Annotated in this window: 11 protein-coding genes; 3 read left to right on the top strand and 8 right to left on the bottom strand. The window is 54.1% G+C overall.

Annotation, left to right across the window (positions count from 1 at the left end; all coding sequences use genetic code 11):
- The gene (locus LHF31_RS10070) at positions 1–699 is read left to right on the top strand and encodes a cytochrome c biogenesis protein (RefSeq protein ID WP_303774183.1); all 699 of its coding nucleotides are present in this window, start codon (positions 1–3) and stop codon (positions 697–699) included.
- 18 nt (positions 700–717) lie between these two features.
- Positions 718–879 carry a hypothetical protein gene (locus tag LHF31_RS10065; protein WP_303774182.1) on the top strand — a complete coding sequence of 54 codons (162 nt, stop codon included), beginning with the start codon at positions 718–720 and terminating at the stop codon, positions 877–879.
- Between the two features lie 51 nt (positions 880–930).
- On the opposite strand, the gene LHF31_RS10060 is transcribed toward LHF31_RS10065, so the two are convergent.
- The 7 genes from LHF31_RS10060 to LHF31_RS10030 form a co-directional block, all read right to left on the bottom strand.
- The gene (locus LHF31_RS10060; protein ID WP_303774181.1) at positions 931–1,959 is read right to left on the bottom strand and encodes a GNAT family N-acetyltransferase; all 1,029 of its coding nucleotides are present in this window, start codon (positions 1,957–1,959) and stop codon (positions 931–933) included.
- 20 nt (positions 1,960–1,979) lie between these two features.
- Positions 1,980–2,699, bottom strand: a complete 720-nt coding sequence (locus tag LHF31_RS10055; RefSeq protein ID WP_303774180.1) for a response regulator transcription factor — start codon at positions 2,697–2,699, stop codon at positions 1,980–1,982.
- Positions 2,671–4,851, bottom strand: coding sequence for an ATP-binding protein (locus LHF31_RS10050; RefSeq protein WP_303774179.1), 2,181 nt, complete (start codon positions 4,849–4,851; stop codon positions 2,671–2,673). The genes LHF31_RS10055 and LHF31_RS10050 overlap by 29 nt, the downstream gene beginning before the upstream one ends.
- On the bottom strand, positions 4,848–5,732 hold the full coding sequence (locus LHF31_RS10045) for a CPBP family intramembrane glutamic endopeptidase (protein WP_303774178.1): 885 nt from the start codon (positions 5,730–5,732) through the stop codon (positions 4,848–4,850). Before LHF31_RS10045 ends, LHF31_RS10050 begins: the two co-directional genes overlap by 4 nt.
- 78 nt (positions 5,733–5,810) lie before the next feature.
- Positions 5,811–8,951: a PA14 domain-containing protein gene (locus LHF31_RS10040; protein ID WP_303774177.1), complete on the bottom strand. Its 3,141-nt coding sequence runs from the start codon at positions 8,949–8,951 to the stop codon at positions 5,811–5,813.
- An 18-nt stretch (positions 8,952–8,969) separates the two neighbouring features.
- Entirely contained in the window at positions 8,970–10,925 is a 1,956-nt protein-coding gene (locus LHF31_RS10035; protein WP_298006138.1) for a Tad domain-containing protein, read from the bottom strand.
- Between the two features lie 10 nt (positions 10,926–10,935).
- Positions 10,936–11,814 (bottom strand): TadE family protein, encoded by an 879-nt coding sequence (locus tag LHF31_RS10030; RefSeq protein ID WP_298006136.1) that lies wholly within the window; start codon positions 11,812–11,814, stop codon positions 10,936–10,938.
- A gap of 170 nt (positions 11,815–11,984) precedes the next feature.
- Between LHF31_RS10030 and LHF31_RS10025 the strand changes: the two genes are divergently transcribed.
- Positions 11,985–14,279 (top strand): hypothetical protein, encoded by a 2,295-nt coding sequence (locus LHF31_RS10025; RefSeq protein ID WP_298006133.1) that lies wholly within the window; start codon positions 11,985–11,987, stop codon positions 14,277–14,279.
- On the opposite strand, the gene LHF31_RS10020 is transcribed toward LHF31_RS10025, so the two are convergent.
- Positions 14,269–15,030 (bottom strand): hypothetical protein, encoded by a 762-nt coding sequence (locus tag LHF31_RS10020; protein WP_298006131.1) that lies wholly within the window; start codon positions 15,028–15,030, stop codon positions 14,269–14,271. The genes LHF31_RS10025 and LHF31_RS10020 overlap by 11 nt on opposite strands.
- Between the last annotated feature and the right edge of the window lie 8 nt (positions 15,031–15,038).

The raw sequence follows: 15,038 nt of genomic DNA, 5'->3' as shown, positions 1-15,038 counted from the left end.
ATGAAGACACAACCCCGCTTGTTAACGTTTTTGGATACCCTGGCACTTATTGCCATGATTGTGGCAACCGGGATGGTTTTCCTCTATGCTCCCGTTGAACGGGTTATGGGAGAGGTCCAAAAGGTGTTTTACTTCCATGTCGCCACCGGATGGGTGGGTATGTTGGGTTTTCTGGTTGCGGTTGTGGCAGGAGTGGCGTATCTGGTCACCCGTAAAACCCGGTGGGATCTGGTGGGCGTTGGTGCCATTGAGATTGGCTTGACGTTTATGCTCATTAACATAATCACCGGTTCGATCTGGGCGCGTCCCATCTGGAATACCTGGTGGACCTGGGATCCCCGGTTAACCACTGCCACAATCATGGAACTGGTGTATGCTGCCTACCTGTTGCTCCGTCAGGGAATTGATGATCCGGAGAAACGCGCCCGCTTTGGAGCGGTGTATGCCATTGTCGGTTTTATCAGCGTCCCGCTGACGTTTTTCTCCATCCGGATTTACCGCACCATTCATCCTGTGGTCATTGGCGGAGCCGATCCAACCGTAACAGGCTCTTTTGCCATGACCCCACCCATGGCACAAACCTTTGCGGTCAGTCTGGTGGCGTTCTCGATTCTGTTTATCAGCCTGCTCTGGCATCGCATTCGCTTGGGTGAACTGGCTCAGCGGGTGGAACAATTACGGTTGAAATGGATGCGGTAGAATAAGAAGGAGGTTTTCATGGAAGGTCCAGCCGATACCCTTTCGTACATGCTTTTAGGTTATGGTGTCATTTTCGGCATCATGGTCATCTATCTGATCAGTCTTGCCGTGCGCACCCGAAATTTGAAACAGGACGAAGCCCTGCTCCAGGAACTGGAAAAAGAAAAAGTGCAGAAATAGGGTCAGGGAAAGAAAACCCCCGCCGGGTTCAAATCCAGCGGGGGTTTTTGGTCAGTTGGAGAAGTCGATGGTGACCCGGTCCAGATGACGGTCCACAGCCCCAAAGCGGTATTTGTATTCCTCATCACCGCGCATGAAGTCAAAGGCTTCTCGATGTTGTTCATTTGCCCACCGGATCTGGTAAGCGACCAGCACCCAGCCCGGAGAGAAATCTCCAAAGTCAGGATTGATGCCTGAATTATAAATCCACAGGCGGTTCAGCATATCAAAAGCCAGGTATGCCGCCGCCTTGATGCCGTCAATTTCCAGAAAAGCCAGATGTAAAATCCCTTTCTGGTACGCCCAATGGACAACGCCCCTCATAAACTGGCGCATTCGGGGGGTGAGAAAGCGCTTTTTCTCCTCGTCAAACTCCATCAGTTTGACAAAGGAATCGAATTCTTCGTCCAGATGATCCCCGTTTTCCACCCGGTACCAGCGTGTCTCAAAACCGGCGTTTTCCAGCCGCCGCATTTTTCGGCGAATTTCGTGACGCTGTTTTTTGTCCACCGAGGCAAGGTACTGCTCCCAGTCTCCCGGGAGAGAGATCTGTGGGCAACGGTAGGCTCTCTCGATTTCAAGGCTTTTACCCATCTTCCCGGCAGACTGTTTCAGGGTTTCGATGGTGGGAGAGGTTTCAAAGAGATTGTATAAATCGAGCACATGCCATTCAGGAAGCGGTAATTGACGCAGGAAGGGCAATAGTTGCTCACAGAATACCGACAGGTACTCGGGAAGAACCACAAAATCCAGATAGTCCGATACTTCAACACTGCCCAGCAACATTAAACGCGGACTGCCTTTGAAACTGGGGGTGTAAAAAAGGGGCGCAATACCAACCAGACGACCCGCATCTCGTGCAGTAATCAGGACTAACTGGCACTCGTCCTGCCATTCGCCGCCTCCACGGGTATCCCACCAGAGGGCAAGGTAATCAGGGTCTAAAAACGGAACATGACAGATACTGTGAGGGAGTAACGCGGACCACTCCCGATTCAGGGGCATGGTGAAACTGGAATGAAACTCAAATTCAAGGTTCATGATGCACTCTACGTTATAAATTAAGATTCGGAAGGTGTAAGGATATCCGTGCCGGTTCCCAGGCGATATCCGTAACCGCGCACGGTGCGAATCCAGCGGGGATGGGCGGGGTCGCTCTCAATTTTTTGTCGTAACAGCCAGATGTATCGGCGTACCGCAGAGCGATCTGATGAAAGATAAATGCCCCACACCTGTTCGCTCAGTTCCTGTTCGGAAACGGCTCTGCCTTTATTTCTCGCCAGATGCTCCAGCAAGCGAAACTCTGTGGGAGTAAGGGGAATCAACTGCTCCTTGCCGCGCCATAATTCGCGTTTATCCAGGTCCATGATGAATTCTCCAAAGGTGATCTGATTCTTTCGCTGGGCAGGCAGGTTGCGTTGAGCGCGCGCAAGGATGGCTCGAATGCGTGCCGAGAGTTCGGCAAAACTGAAGGGTTTCGTCAAGTAATCATCCACACCCAGTTGAAAGCCCCGCAGTTTGTCTTCTTCCGCAGTTTTTGCCGTCAGGAGAATAATGGGAATATCGGAGAGTTCATGCAGCCGCGAACAGACTTCCCAGCCGTCCATTCCGGGCATCATCACATCCAGCACGACAATATCGGGATGTTCCTGATAGGCTAACCTCAAGGCTTCGTTGCCGTTGCTTGCCGCAAGCACCTCAAAGGACTCCGATTTTAAATAGTCCTGCAGAAAGCGAAGCAGTGTAGGGTCATCATCCACGATTAATACTTTCGGCTTCATGGTCCTCCCCCGCTTCAATCTGCACTACGGGCAGACAGCAGGTAAAACAGGCTCCCCCCTCGGGCATATTTCTGACCTTAATTGTACCATTCATTGCTTCGAGAAGGCGGCGAACCATGTACAACCCGAGCCCGTGACCGTAAGTGGTTTGTGAGTCGCTCATTCTGGAGCGGAAGAACTGGGTGAACAGAAGGGGAATATCCTCTTCTGGAATGCCCTGTCCGTGGTCGCGCACTTCCAAAAAGCCCTGTTTGCCCTCCACCCAGGCTTTGACAACAATATCCCCACTGGGAGCATATTTCACTGCGTTATCCAGCAGATGGAAGAGAACACTGGTCAGGGCTTGTTCATCGGCTAAAAAGTCAGGTAAATCATTCGGTATCTCCCAGCGAATACGTTCAAATCCGGGGGAATGGGCAAATTGCCGTTTTACCACTTCCTTAACGGCATGCAGGGATACAGGACCCAGGTAAAGCGGCATTTTTCCGGCATTCAGTGCGCTCAAGTCGAGGATTGACTCCACAAAGCGGGTTAGCCGGATGATTTCAGATTGAACCAGACGCAGGGTTTGGCGAGCATCCTGAGGGAGGCGTTTTGAGCGCAGAAGCAACAATTCAATACCCCCGCTGATGTTCGTCAGGGGTGCGCGCAGTTCGTGAGAGACCAGCGACACAAAATCCGACTTCAACCGGTCAAGGTTTTGCAGGGCAAGGTTTTGGCGCTCCAGTTGTTGATAGGCTTCACTCAAACTGGCAGTTTTTTCGGCTACCCGTTGCTCCAGTTCGGCATTCATTCTGGCAAGTTCGGCATGGGCATGAGCGATTTCTTCATAGGCTTTTTGCAAAGCCATCTGTTGTTGTTTGATCTGGCTCAGGTCGTGTGCCGTTCCAGCAAGTGTTTTTCCGGGAATCAAAGGACGCAGTGCCAGCATGACGGGAAGGCGGGCACCGTCCATTCGTTGCACTTCCACTTCCCCTGTCCACCCGGATTGAAGTCCATTTTTCACCCACAAAGTCACCTCGGCGGAAGGACGAAAGACCTGCTGAAGTGGAAGTCCCGGAATCTTCTCGGGGGAATCAAATCCTGCCAGTTGTAAGAAAGCGGGATTTGCCAGACGTAACCGTCCAGCGGCATTGCAGATAAACGTTGGCTCGGCAATATGATTGACCAGATTGGCGTATTGCTGGAATTCCACTTCCCCTGCCAGGATTCCCTGTCGGGCGATCAGTACCAGTCCCAGTAAAACAGTTCCCCACAACCCGAGCGGCTCCGATTTGCCGCTGAATTGCCAGAGCAGCAGGGTGTACCATCCCAGGGCAATGACGTTGACCAGCGGGAGGTAATTTCTTGTCCGTTGAATCAGAAAACGGCTCATTCGAGAAAAGGATGGCATCTCCCCCGGTTTCGCGCGGATTTGCATCCATGCGGCAAGGATGAAGCACCCATCTCCAAGGGTCCAGCCCAGGTCAATTGGATTTCCCGGAAGATAAGCCCCACTGTTGGCAAGGTACACATAAGCCAGGTCGCTCATCGTGTACGCCAGCAAACCGACCGCAATCCATCCCAGCGATTGCGGGATGTGTTCTGTTTCACCGGTTTGGAAAATGAGTATCAAGACGATCAGCAGGATTAAGTCGGCAATGGGGTAAAGGATGGCAACCCCATATGTTCCGGTGATTTGCAGGGTTTCCATGACGGGCTTCAGCAGGATCAACCAGACAAGAATCACCACAGCGCTGGCGTTAATGGTGACATCCAGCCACAGGCGTAGTTTGCTTGCGGACTGGACGGGCTTACGGGGAGCCTGTAATATCCCGATTAAAATCATCCCTGCTCCAAGGGTAAATATCGATTCTCGCAGGGGGGAAAGGATGCTTCTGCCTGGAACAAGGAACAATCGCAGGAGATCGCCTGCCCACCACAATATCAGTCCTGCGCTGATCCATGTCCACAGACTGCGGTGATTGCCTTCGGGGATCTGAGTCCGTGTTTCCAGCGCGATCAACGCTGCTACAGTTCCCGTGAACCACAGCGCTAATCCCCCCCCCAGCGCCCGTTCTTGTGGCTCGCCTGCCGGGAAGAAAATCCACAGGATATAAAGCAGAAGATAGATCAGGATAAACCCGCGTAGCGCTTTCCACCCGGTGTTCATAAGAGAAGAGCCCAGTTTATTGCCAGTGCAAGAAGGTTGGTAAAGGCATGTGCAAGAATTGCCATGCGAAGATCACCCGTGGCATTTATCAGCCACTGGAGCAATGCAGAAAAAAGGAAAGCCGGCAGGAACAACGCCGGGCGTCCCTGCACCAGTGCAAAAATCACCGCCGTCATCCACAGAGCCCGTGAAGGGGAAAACCGTTCCACAAGAGCCCCATACAGATATTTCCGAAAGAAGAGTTGCTCGGAGATGGGCAGGATGATCACCCCGAGAATGCCTGCCGCCCATGCCTGAATTCCTTCCGGGGTGGGGAGCAACGCTGGCTCAAAGCCGATCACACGGATGGCAAGGTGATAACAAAACAGCGTCATCAGCGCCATCATCCATCCCAGAAGGATGGCGATCCGGGCAGAAGGGAAAGGCTTTCGGATATCGATTCCCTGTGCCCGAAAGGGAACAAGGGCGGGAAGCATGAAGAGAAAAAGTAGACTGCCTTGAATAAGCCACACCCATGGGGTGGGGAGGGAGAACAACTTCCGGATATCCAGGAATGCGGCAGGAAAGCGGGTAACTCCCAGACCAAGCGCCACCAGCCAGACCGGAAACACCAGAACCAGGGGCGTCAGGACATAAACGAGCAGCAAAACCCGCCAGGCGGAAAGGGAAGAGGAGGTCTGCAAAACCGTTCTGCGCCTGAGCAGTTCAAAACCCAGAATGCCCATCATTACCAGCGAAAAACCAAGCCCGATTAGTGCCCATACCAGACTTTGCAGGGATAAATCAGGCGGTCGGAGGTAGAGCAATCCGCTCAGACTCAGGAAAACCAGACTGCTGATGGTGAACCCCAGGAGAGTCCAGAACCGTGCTGAAAGTTTCATCCTTCTTTATTATGCCACTCTTTTAAAAACACCTGTGCGCCGTTCCAGGCGCACAGGTGAGCCATGGTGCTTCTGGTGCTATCCGCAGCCACCCAGATCAGGTGGGGTCAGACACTTGGTCGGCGATGGGGTAGGCGTTCTGGTGCGGGTGGGCGTGTTGGTTGGGCCCGGTGTAGGTGTGTCTGTCGGTCTGGGCGTGTTGGTGCGGGTGGGTGTGAATGTGGGCGGACTGGTGTTGGTTACCGTGGGTGTGTTGGTGCGGGTCGCCGTATTGGTGGGTGTGTTGGTTGGACGCGGTGTGTTCGTGCGGGTGGGCGTGAAGGTCACCGTGGGTGTTGCGCCCTGCAGATTGAGGGTATAGATGATGCGGGTGGAGTAAACGCCCACTTTGGTTCCATTGATGGTCACTCCGCTGTCTTCAGCGATGATATGGACGGTGTAGGTATCGTTGGTGATGAGGATATCGTCGCTGGTGGTGTTGGTTGTACCGCCATTCCACTTATCCACGTATGGATCCATCAGAATACAGTTGCTTCCGCTCCTGCCAAACAGACAGTATGGTGTGGCGTTGGTGTTGAAATAATGCACCATCTGCCCGGCTGAGTTGAACACGGTGAAGTACACGCGATTGACCGAACGTCCGCTGGCAACCGACACATTTGCCCGCACAGAGAACCGTCTGCCGGTGCCGGTCACGGTCTGCGCAGTGACGGTTGGACCTGCCACTCCCGTCAAAGTGGCTTGACAGGAGAGATTACCCACCCGGTAGTACACTGTCCAGCGGAAGTCGTCGCCGTGGTAGTAATTGAACTCGTTGGTTGGCTGTTGCGGTTTGACGAAGGAGGCTTTCTTCCATTTGGTATCTACCCGCAGGCGCAGGTTGCCGCTGGTGCTGATGGGAATGGTGTGCGGCGTGGTGAAGGTGTGATCCCAGTTGGTTGGAACGCTGGCAAGCGCCAGCCCACCGGATGGGATGGTGTAAATGGTGGTTGTGCTGGATGCACTTTTCCATTCATAAAGGGTGAGTTTCTTTGCCGGACGGGTTTCGCTGGGAATGGTGTGCCAGTTTTCAATCCACGATCCGGAAATACGGTCAATGATCACCGGGTAAATGGCACTGTTATTCTGCATGAACGCGTTCATATAGTAGAGGCTGCTTTCGTCATGCAGATACAGTTGATCGGGGCTGTTGAAGGTCAGCACGTCACAGGAAGGCGTCGGGGTAGCTGTTGGCGTCCGCGTGGGTTGAGGTGTGAGCGGCAAGAGGTATTTCTGCGGGATCAGTTCCTGGACCGGGATGTACGGTCCCCGCCAGGCTACGGAAACATGGTCGCCGCCGCCGCCCTCTTTGAAGATGGCTTCCATGTAGTACTTCTGTCCGGCGGTCAGGTTGAGGGTGATGGATTGCTGCTCGGAATACTTGTCGTACTGACGCTGGTTTGTCCACCCCGGCACTCTGGCAATGGTGACTTTATTGGCGGGGTTTTCATCTGGACTCATGTTCAACACGCCGTTGTCGTCGCTTGCCAGCCAGAAGGTGTACTCTCCCGTATAGGGCGCGCACAGGTAAGCCTGCAGACGGGAGCCGTAGTTGTCTGCGTTTCGGGAGTAGTTGAAGGTGCTCAGGTACCCGTAGTCGGTCGGATATGCGGGGTAGTCTGCTAAAGAGGTCAGGTTGCTTACGCTGGTGCCACTGACGCCAACCCAGTCCTCCCTTAGGACCCCTTTTGTGCCGTCACACAGGGTAGGCGCAACTACGTCCGGCTCGGCAGGTGCCAGATATTGCCCGTCAATCAGGGTGGGGTCGGTGCCAATTCCCGGACCAGACCACGCCACCGAGAGATGATCGCTGCCTGTCCCTTCCTTGTGCAGGGCTTCGATGTAGTAGAAAGTACCGCCTTGCAGCCAGATACGCGCCGAACGGCGGGTATCGTTGACCGTCCAGTTATCCTGCGAGGTGTAGGTGTTCAGGTAGGCAATCTGCACGGCGCGCGAGGCGTCCATATCCGGGCTGAGCAGTAAGCGGCTGGTGTCATCGCTGGCGATGTAGAAAGTGTACTCACCGGAGTAAGGTGGACAGATATAGCCGCGGAAGCGCGTGCCGTAGTTGTCGCCGGTGTTGGGCGTTATCCGGAAGGAGGTAGGATAGGTGCGTTCATCCGGGAGAGCCGGATAGTTGGCGCTGCCGGTCAGGTCGGCAATGGTACTGCCATTAACGTTGTTGAAGCGTTCCAGCAGAATGGTGCCGGTGTTGTCGCAATGCATGGGGGTGGGGGTGGGGGTGAAGGTTGGCGGGTTGGTGGGGGTGGGGGTGCGGGTTGGCGCCATGGCAATGCCGCCCGTCAAGCCCGTCACGCGGGAGGTGCGGAATTTCTCTACCAGACCTTCACGGGTGGAGGTCAATCGCAGGGTGGGCCACCACGAACTCAGGAAGGGGGTGATGAGGGTGTGACGGTAGGTCAGGATGACGCGTACCCGATCTCCGGGCCCGCCAGCGTCATCAATATACCGCTTGGTTCCGCCGCGATTATCCACACATACCATGGGATAAAGATGATCATTGCTGATTACATTGTTGTAGTAATGCGGGTCTTGCGGCGGTCCTTCCATGAAAAAACCCTGATCGCGGCTCGAGCAGATCATCACATTCAGGTATCCGGGGGCTGCCGGGTTACCGCGGTAGTTCTGGCTGAAGGTGCTTTGAGGGAAGGTCAGGTAAGCCAGGTAATCGCCGGAAACCGCTGGATCATCCTCCCAGGCAATTCCCGTTGCTCCTGCCAGAGCCGCATCGCGAATGGACGGCAGGCGCGCCCAGTCCTGGAGCGCGCTGGTGTATTCATCCCAGCGAGGGACTGGGTTGCCGTTAATTTTGTCGGGGATCATGCAGTCAATGCGTCCATCTGCATGGTCCAGGGCTTCCAGTTGTGTGCGTCCCACACTGGCAAAAACTGCCCCGGGCTGAGTCAGCGCGGCAATGGCGTCATCACAGTAGTCTGGATCGTAATCGCCGGTGATGGCAAAGCGAATGCCAAAGCGGGCACCGTTTTCCAGTGCCAGCCATGCCTGCATGATGCGCCCAAACTCAATGACGCCGAACACCAGCAGGAGCAGGACCGGCAGAGCCAGGGCAAACTCCAGCAAGCCCTGCGCGGGTGCAGAAGGGCGCAATCGCTGGCGCGTGGAAGTGAAAAATGCCTGGATGGTTTTTCGAATTCTCATAACCCACCTCACTTTCTTTTAGTGAGAAATTCTCGTGTAAATGCGGCTGGCGATATCGTCGAAGATAGCGCGCAAGGCATCACCGGTAGGGGCGTAGTAGTAGTTGCCGCAGGACCGTTTTGGACCAACACTGGCACAGGGATCAGTGACTCGGTCTCCGTCATCGCCCACTGCTGCCATGTAACGCAAAATCTTTTCACCGGTATCCATCCAGGAAGGTGGATTATCCGGGGTCACCGCCCCCAGCCCGATAGTGTAAATGGCAATGTCGTTGCCAATTGGCTCGTTGGGGTTATAGCGCGTATCCAGAGGGTTACTGCTCTGAACGATGGTCAGGGCGGCCGCGTCTGCCATATCGCGGGCGTAGTCTGCGCCAGAATACCGTGGATCGGGGATATTCACATGTACCGATCCAGGCGGGCAGGTGCTGGCGTTGGTGTCAATGCAGTACCGCGGGGAGATATTGCGATCCACGCACATGGGGGGCCAGAAGCCCGGATTGCCTGGATTGAGCGATCCCTGGCAGAAACCATTGGGATAACCCGATGGGATACTGCTGTCTGTGCGGGGGGTATCGCTCATGTTGGCAACGCCGTCGGTCAGATAAACCATTACCCACACTGAGCCGGGACGTCCGTACTGACGCAGAAGATTTGAAGCCGTGCGGATGCCACAGCCATTGCAGGTTGAGGTCACTGAGAGCGTGGCGGTGAGGGGTCCGGCGCCATCCGGATCGCGCGTCGCCAGCCAGTTCCTGGCGTAAGTGTCATCCGCATTGGAAAATGTCGGGTTCGAGTCGGGGTTGTTATCGCCGTCAGTGTTTTCATCCACCCAGTTGAAAGCGTCAAACAGGTTATCGTCGTCGCAGGGCACTCCACCCCATCCATACGGGTCAATGGATTCATCCCAGCGGTCATCATCCAATAAACAGGTGTAGCCAACCCTGGCGGCGGTGTCGCGGTCCTGTCCATCTCCATCGCGGTCTTCCGGGTTGATGGGATTGAACCGTCCGGGCACGCGCCAGGTGGGCCAGAGTCGTCCGTAGGGAGCGTCGTCGTGCACCTTGACGTTGGCAATGGCATTTTCAATAGCGGTACGGTTGATCATGTTGACCAGCCCACCCATGCGGTCCACTGCCACCGAGTCGTAGGTCACCAGACCTACATTATCGTAGCCTTCATACAGGGTTCGGACCAGGTAAATAGCAGAAACCTGAGCCTGTACCAGCGGGTAGCAGGAATTCTGTACGGTGATTCCCGCATAGGTCGTTGGAATGGTATTACAGTTTCCCGGTGCGTAGGGGTCGTAATCATCCAGAGTATTGTTGTTAAAGCCGGGAGACTTGAAGAAGGCGCAAATTCCGTTGGCGTCGAAAGTCTGGCATTCGGCTACCATGGATTCGGACGTATCAATCACAATCACCAGATCCACCGAAGCCGCTTCGCCTACCGAGTAGGTGCGCAGGTTGGCATGAGTAATCCCCAGCAGGGAGAGGAAGTAAAAATTTGCCTTTTGAGTGGCTGAAACGTACACCAGTTTCCGGGGAGAGGCGGCTTGCTGTCCGGCGCCTACCGTGGGGTCGGTGCGAGGGCAGATTTTTTCGAAGAAGTTGGCAACCTTTTGTTCATCGCTGTCCAGCAGGCTGGCATCAAAGAGGACGTCATTTCCGGATTTGTAGGTGCCATCGGTAAAGCCGTCGGCATCATCGTCGCAAATCTGCACGTTTAAGTCCAGCACCGAAGTGTCTACATTGTGCAGACGGTAGATTTCCATGGCGGCGGCTTTCATTTCCAGTTCAGTTTGCCCGCGTTTGAAGTTGTTTGCTGCACCGACTGCGGCGGCATCGGAGGCGCGTTTTAATTGTCCGTAGGTCACGTACAGCACGCCGGCATCCACTGCCAGTCCTACAAAAAGCAGTAATGCCACCAGCGAAACGGCGAAGATGACTAAAACCTGTCCACGTTCACGAGCCATGCAAACCTCCTCACGGGTTAGAAATGGGCGTTGCCGTCGGCTGTGCGGCGGGGATGGGCATGATGGTATAGGCGTGAATCATTGCCGGGTTGGGGACGATCACGTTGAATAACGGCACGTTCAGGGCTTGTTTATAGCAGTAGTACAGTTCAACCGCCACATACCCTTTTGTTCCCGGTGCCGGTACCGGCGTACCCTGCTCGTTCAGTACACTGCTGGCATGGATCATTTGCTGGATGCTGGCGGTAGTGTAATGCGGGCGCTCGCGAACCACATTTCCCTCACAGTCCTTTTTCCAGTTGTCGTTGTGGGCGGTATCCCAGTCGTGGTTGGAGAGTGCCCAGAAGTAAGTGATGTTGCCGTTCTCGTCGATAACCGAATCTCCCGAAAAACGCGGGTCGGGATGGGGTCCCGGATGAGATTGGCTGACGGTGTTATCTTCGTTCACGGTGTACACACTGATGACCACATCATCGGTTGTCAGGTCGAGGGTAATGTAGGGGTTAAGTCCATTACAGAAGGGGTCGTGAATGGGAGTGCTGGGGTCATTATCGTGATCAAAGCGGCGGTTCCAGCACACCCCCCCTTCTGTTTCCTGATCACTGGGGGGAGAGAAAATGCAGGCAGTGTGGAAGTAAAAGAAAAATTGATTGCCCGAGCAATCCCAGTGTCCCGGCATGTCAATAAAGAAGGGGTCTTTTACAGAGGCAAAACGGGCGGCTTCGCGGGTTAAGTCCAGAACATCCAGATAACGTCCGACGAACACTGCCACCTCAACCAGCCCCAGCAACATCACCAGGAGGATGGGAAGTACCAGCGCCAGTTCCACAAAAGATTGCCCCCGGCGCCTGGAAGGGGAGGATTTTCTTTCACTGTCTGGGTTCAACATGGCAAATTCCTTGCACCGTTTCTCGAAAAAGATAGAATCTCACGCACTTTTAAGGTAAAGGAAGGCGGGAAGACTGTCAAGAGAATCTTGAAAACTGTAATTTGAATGTCACGCTTTTGTAACAAAATCCAGACATTCTTATGTATAATCATCGTCACGGAGTGTGAGCCTTGTTTGACCTGCATTTTCTGCCCTTACAATTAACTGCCGGAGTCTGGCAAACGGAATTACCCGGTTTCTATGCGGCCATGCCGGTCAAGCCTGCCCGTTTACGCGCAAACGATCGCCTGGTGTTGTTTTCGACCATTCCTTTTCCCAGCCATCAGCAGCGTGAACTTCTGGCACGGTTGAGCGAAACTTATTATCGTTCCGAAGGGACGGTCACCTCCGGGTTAAAGTCTCTGGTAGAACGCCTGAACGATTTTCTTCTCTCCCGCAACCTCAAACAACCTTCCACGACCAGTCCACTGACCGGAAGTCTGCTGGCGGGGGTTGTGCGTGGAGAAAGTTTGTATTTTATGGTGAGTGGCACGGCTCATGCGCTCCTTGTTCAAAAGGAAGGGGTTCAGCACTGGTACGACAGTGTCGGGCGCCCTCTTGGACAGGCAAAAATCCCCACCGTGCGGTTCTTTCGGGAAGAGATTAACGAGAGGGATTTGTTGGTTCTTGTTCCCGAATTGTACTGGCAGCCGGAAGCCCTGGCAGGACTGAATCAGTCAGGGGAGGAGGGGATTCGGCAGCGTTTGCAGGGCAATCTGGTAAATTTTTCCTGCGGTCTGGTCCGGATTTCATCTGGAAAAGGGGACCTGCACTGGCATGTCCCTGCTGTTGCGAAGCGTGCGCCGGCCAACCCAGAGCCGCCTGTTGCTGAGAAGATTGAAGAAAAACAGCCGAAAGTTGAGCCCCAGGTTGTACCTCAAGCCATTTCATTGAGCGGCAAACGCTGGATGGGGCGTCTGGAGGCCTCTTCTCAGCCCGGGGAGGAACGCGTTCCGGCTGAGAAAGCGGATGCACTTCTCGATAAACCTGCCCCATTAAAAGATAATCCTCCAGAACAAAGCCCGTCGGAACAGGCTCAGGCGATTCCTCCGAAGAAGCCGCGTCAGCAACCTGTATTCTCTGAACCTGAATGGCAACCATTTCTGAAGAGCCTTGCTCAATTTTTGCGTCGTTTGGGGCAGGGCTGGTCAAAAGTGATTGGTTCCCTTAAAAAGGGAATTCAACGTCTTCTCCCCCGGTCAGTTGGGGTAGAGGTGAACCTTTCACCGGGGGTGATGCTGGCAATTGCCCTGCTTGTGCCTTTGCTCATGGCAGCCATCGGCACAACAGTTTATCTGGAACGGGGGCGAAACGAACAAAATCGCGCTTACCTGGCTACCGCCAGCCAGTATCTCACCCGGGCAGAAAGTCAGTCAGATCCTGTGCTCAAACGTCAGGATTATCTGGAAGCCCTTAACTGGCTGGGTAAATCTGGTTCTCTAAAAAATTCGGAAGAGGGACAGAAGATCCGCCAGAGCGTGCAAAGTGGGCTTGATCAGTTAGACGGGGTGAAGCGGTTGACTTTCCGTCCGGCACTTCGGGATGGTTTACCTCCTGAAGTGCATATCACTCGCATGGTGGCTTATCTGAATGATGTCTATGTGTTGGACCAAACCAGCGGGCGGGTGTTTCGGTTATTGCGTTCGGGTAGCGATTACGAACTGGATTTGAGTTTTGTCTGTGGTCCCGGGATGGCAGGAGGCAGAATCATCACCTCACTGGTCGATATTGCGCCTGCTCCCCAGTTAAAAGGGTCAAATGCCACGGTGATGGGAATGGATACAGGTGGCAATCTGGTGTTCTGTACCCCGGGGGCAACCACCATGGATCTGATGGTTTTACAAGCCCCGGGAATGGGCTGGGGAAAAATCGAAAAAATTACAGTCAATCATCGCACTTTATATGTGCTGGATCCTATCTCCAATATGGTCTATGTCTATCAGGCGGACCAGACTGTTGGTTTCAGCCCCGTGGATGAGCCCAGACTGTACTTTGGGGAAAACACCCCGCCCCTGAATGATGTGGTGGACCTGGTTGCGGATGTGGAACATCTTTATCTGCTTCATCAGGATGGACACATGTCTATTTGCTCCCACGCTGGCTTTCAGGTGGAGTGTAATAATGTTGCCGAATATGGTGATGACCGTCCTGGCAGAGCCGGAGAAGTGGAACGTTTTGAGGATGCTCAGTTTGTTCGCTTGCAGGCAACCCAGTTGCCTGAGCCCTTTATCTATATCCTGGATACCCGGGAAGATGCTGTCTATCAGTTCAGTCAGCGCAAGTTGAACTTCCAGAGGCAATATCGAAATGCCGATCCTCCTCAGGTGGCATTCCCGGCGCAGGATCCTACCGCCTTTGTGGTTACCCCAAATCGCCGGTTGATTCTTGCCTTTGGAAATGCGCTATATTTTGCCGTTATTGAATAATTTTCATGTTTCCCTGAAAAATCGCCCGCAGGAATCGAAAGGGGAACCACAGTAACAGGTGAAGCGCCAGGCTGATGGCGGAAATAATGATCCCCGCCTGGATGGCTTGAGAGAACAGGGGTGCCAGTGTGCTCGAGAGCCATCCCCCGACTCCAGAAAGCCACGCGAGTCCACCCATACCACAGGCTATCCCCAGCACAGGGAGCCATGCCCTCCGGTCTGATTCGGATGGAAACATGGTGGTGCTGATGGTGAAGGTCAAATAAAACCAGAGCCAGAAATCCGGTAACTCGGGCAGAGTTATCAGGTATGCCCAGAACAGATCGGTGTTGTATGTGCGAATGGCTTCAAACAGGGGAAGCATGCCCAGACGGGTTGCTCCAAGATAGGCAACCAGGATACCACCAGTGATTAAGGGCGCCGCGCCAATCAGCGCGTCCCGGAAAATATCCGAAGGATCTGTTTCTACAAAGCCCAGTTGCACTTTTCCATCGGGTAAAAAACGTGGCAAAAGCGAGAGCCTCCCTGTAGGCACCCTTAAAATCCACGCCATGATGAGGTGGCTGATTTCATGGAGAAATACACCCGGTAAAAACAGCAGCGCAAAAATCCCCATCGTGATAGTGGGATGACGGGTGATCAGAAAGAAGGTCAGTTGAATCTCGCGGTGCAACTGACGTTGCAGGTAAAGCAAGGGGACGGTCAAGGCAAACAACCATGCCAGACCGCCCCAAAAAGAGAACTCTCCCATGAATGAAT

This window comes from Anaerolinea thermophila, from assembly GCF_020723905.1.
Taxonomy (GTDB): Bacteria; Chloroflexota; Anaerolineae; order Anaerolineales; family Anaerolineaceae; genus Anaerolinea; species Anaerolinea thermophila_A.
The sequence above is the reverse complement of the archived record's forward strand: the minus strand, read 5'-3'. Positions and strand labels throughout refer to the sequence as shown.